4 protein-coding genes are annotated in these 3183 nt (G+C 38.7%); 1 reads left to right on the forward strand and 3 read right to left on the reverse strand.

Features of this window, described 5'->3' with window-relative positions; translation table 11 throughout:
• The first annotated feature begins 111 nt into the window (after positions 1 to 111).
• Positions 112 to 1365, forward strand: coding sequence for a dicarboxylate/amino acid:cation symporter (locus QZN27_RS09710; RefSeq protein WP_296787003.1), 1254 nt, complete (start codon positions 112 to 114; stop codon positions 1363 to 1365).
• 7 nt (positions 1366 to 1372) lie between these two features.
• On the opposite strand, the gene QZN27_RS09715 is transcribed toward QZN27_RS09710, so the two are convergent.
• The 3 genes from QZN27_RS09715 to QZN27_RS09725 all read right to left on the reverse strand — a co-directional run.
• Positions 1373 to 1756, reverse strand: a complete 384-nt coding sequence (locus tag QZN27_RS09715) for a HEAT repeat domain-containing protein (RefSeq protein ID WP_296787005.1) — start codon at positions 1754 to 1756, stop codon at positions 1373 to 1375.
• 3 nt (positions 1757 to 1759) lie between these two features.
• Entirely contained in the window at positions 1760 to 2572 is an 813-nt protein-coding gene (locus QZN27_RS09720; protein WP_296787009.1) for a hypothetical protein, read from the reverse strand.
• On the reverse strand, positions 2526 to 3183 hold a 658-nt coding region (locus tag QZN27_RS09725; RefSeq protein WP_296787012.1), incomplete at its 5' end, for an Ig-like domain-containing protein. The genes QZN27_RS09720 and QZN27_RS09725, both read right to left, overlap by 47 nt.

Raw genomic sequence — 3183 nt, forward strand, 5'->3', positions numbered from 1 at the left:
TGAAGTGTGGAATATATGCTCTTAAAAACAGTATAATTAACCGTTACCTATTAAATCACTTTCCACTTGAGTAAGATATATATTTATTAATTATTTTTTACAAAAGTTAACATGAGGAAAAAAATGTTAGCTAAACTAAAAAGCATAAGCTTGGGAAATTGGATTCTAATCGGAATGATACTGGGTTTGATAGTAGGTCTCATTTTGAATTTCTATGTAACCAACCCTTATATCAAGAATATTGTTCTGATGGACAATGTATTCTATCTGGGAGGAAACCTGTTCATCAAGCTAATGAAGATGCTGGTTGTACCGCTCGTTTTCTTTTCAATCGTTGTTGGCGTTGCCTCAATATCAGATGTGCGAACAATCGGTTCAATAACAATTGCTTTAATGCTTGGCATTTATTTACAGCCTGGTGCAGGCCTGCAAATGACCGGTCTTGCCGAGGCATCCAACGTAACCATCAATCAGACAATGCCCGACACAATCTTGGGTATGATTCCAGACAATCCATTCAGTTCACTTGCAAGCGGAGACATGCTGCCCGTTATCATATTCGGACTTCTCATAGGTATCATATTGGCAAAACTAAGGGAAGAAACAGAAACCTTTAACAAGATTTTTACCGAAGGAAACAGGATAATGATGGAGATGACATCAATCGTCATGAAATTCGCCCCGATTGGCGTATTCTGTCTTATGGCAAAAACATTCGGCGGACTCGGACTTGAGGGGATAATGCCACTTGCAAAATATTTTGTCTGCGTACTCATCGGTCTGGCGATACAGGCTTTCCTTGTCTATCCGACACTGCTTGTCATATTCACACGTCTAAACCCTATAAATTTCTTCAAAAGGTTTATTCCGGTCATGTTTTTCGCATTTTCATCTTCAACTTCAAATGCGACAATACCTTTGAACCTGGACAAATTGTCTGAAATGGGTGTTTCACGTGACGTCAGCTCATTCACAATTCCATTAGGTGCCACAATAAACATGGACGGAACCGCAATCATGCAGGGTGTGGCGGTAATGTTTGCAGCTCAGGCATACGGTATCGATCTTGGAACCTCCGCACTGCTGACCGTAATATTCACTGCGGTAATGGCATCCATCGGTACAGCGGGAGTTCCTTCCGTCGGACTTGTAACATTGACAATGGTGTTCAATTCAGTGGGACTGCCTATACAGGCAATAGGAGTTATCTTTGGAATAGATCATCTCCTTGACATGTTCAGAACAGCGGTAAACGTTACAGGTGATGCAATCTGTACAATTATCGTTTCATTCAGAAACAAGGCAATTGATTTGGATATATACAACGGTAAAAAGCAGCCTAAAAAAGAGATACATATTATGTAACATTACGTTACATAATTTTTTTCATTTTTTCCAAAGCTATTTTTCTGACGCTCCGGTTTGAATCATTATCTATTATATATTGCAGAATGGATTTGTCTTCTATTTTTTTGACGGCAGCTATTCTTACATGGCAGTTGGAATGGCCTTTGGCTATCCTTTCGAGATAATATTGACTGGTGATGTTTTCAACTGCGGCAATCTTTACGTTTCTGTTGGAATCCTTCTCCACTATTTCATTTAAAAGGCCATCATCGGATATTGCCCTGACCGCTTCAAGGCGAAGCCTATAGTCAGGGTCATTTTCGGCAATCTCTTTGAGCGAATCCTTATCCTCACTTATAGATTTTTCACTATAATCTGAACCTTTCCTTAACAAGTCAGAAATCTTCATGGATTATTTTACCTTGATTTTTACTGTCTTGGTGACCCTGTTTAGGTTTGCGTCACCAGCGAATTTAATGGTTGCCTTGAAGGTTCCTTTCTTCTTCAACTTATTGATTTTGAATGTGGCTTGACCTTTTGAATTGGTAAATGCCTTGTATGTTTTGCCTTTGACCTTTAATGTGAGCTGATAGTGATTAAGATAACGTTTAGGCAAGTTGAAGGTAACCTTGTACTTTTTGGTTTTGACCTTAAGCTTGAATGTCTTAGCAGATGCCTTTAAAACAGGTGTGCTTTTCTTAACAACAGCAGTGATTGTCTTATAGCCGTAATTGTCGCTTCTCAATTGAATGGTGTATGTTCCAGCATTCAAGTTAATTAAATAATCCGCACTTCCATAGTAATTTGTGGTGAGATATGTGGTTGCGCCATTTACAATTACTGCAATTCGGGAATATGATTTTGCATAGCCATCAGAATCCATTAAAGTGATTGAAACGAAGTTGTTCTGACCATATCCCGCAACAACATTATATGAGATTATGATATCTGCCTTGTTCATCAGATTTAATGTGAATGACTGGGATACAGCGTTCAGGTTTGCATCACCTGTAAATCTCACGTCCACAGTATATTCACCTGCATGGTCTGTATGAATAATTAAATCTGAAAAGCCATTTCTATAGTTAACAACATATGCCTTACCACCAAATGTGTAAACAAGACTTCCTCCTGTAGCTTGAGACACTATGCCTCTAAATGAGTATGAATCTGATCTTTCATCCAATACATACCCAATTTGAGGAGTTGACTTGGTGATATTCATCAACGCCTTGAATTCCTCGCCGGTAATCGGTAATCGGGTTTATGAAAACCACTTCATGAGACCCTGCAGTATCTTCAACATCACTAATCATGTATCCGTTTCCATCTGTTGTTGCATGATATTCACTTCCACCTACAAAGAAGGTCACTGGCTGATTTTTAAGGATATTGCCGTGTGAATCAAGGAATGTGGCAAAGACCTTTGACTTTCCATATTCGCCGGCGAATGTGTCATTGGCGATTATTGTTGATTTGACATGTATTTGACGGGTAATGTTGACTCCACCATATTCAATGTTAGCCTGATAAATTCCGGGTTTTTCCAATACAAAGATATATGCATTGCCCTCCTTACATGTAGCGCTGCGCTTAAAGCCGTCTATTGTAACGATGACATCCCCACTGTGGACTGGAACTCCATTGTTCATAACATGGATATTGTATTTGCTTGGATTTAAATGATTATAATAATATGATGAATTATATGCAGTTATCTCAATATTGGTTTCATTGACAGTGAAACTTGTATCATCGAGATATATTCCTCTATAGTTGTCATCCCCTTCATAATATGCAGTCAATACATGTTCTCCAACAGGAAGATGGTCCAAT

It is taken from the genome of uncultured Methanobrevibacter sp. (assembly GCF_900316895.1).
GTDB lineage: Archaea > Methanobacteriota > Methanobacteria > Methanobacteriales > Methanobacteriaceae > Methanocatella.

What these genes read in the sequence shown, in the direction of transcription:
- QZN27_RS09710 (WP_296787003.1), top strand. Translation starts at nt 112, where the DNA reads ATGAGGAAAAAAATGTTAGCTAAACTAAAAAGCATAAGCTTGGGAAAT.
- QZN27_RS09720 (WP_296787009.1), bottom strand. Translation starts at nt 2,572, where the DNA reads ATGAATATCACCAAGTCAACTCCTCAAATTGGGTATGTATTGGATGAA.
- QZN27_RS09715 (WP_296787005.1), bottom strand. Translation starts at nt 1,756, where the DNA reads ATGAAGATTTCTGACTTGTTAAGGAAAGGTTCAGATTATAGTGAAAAA.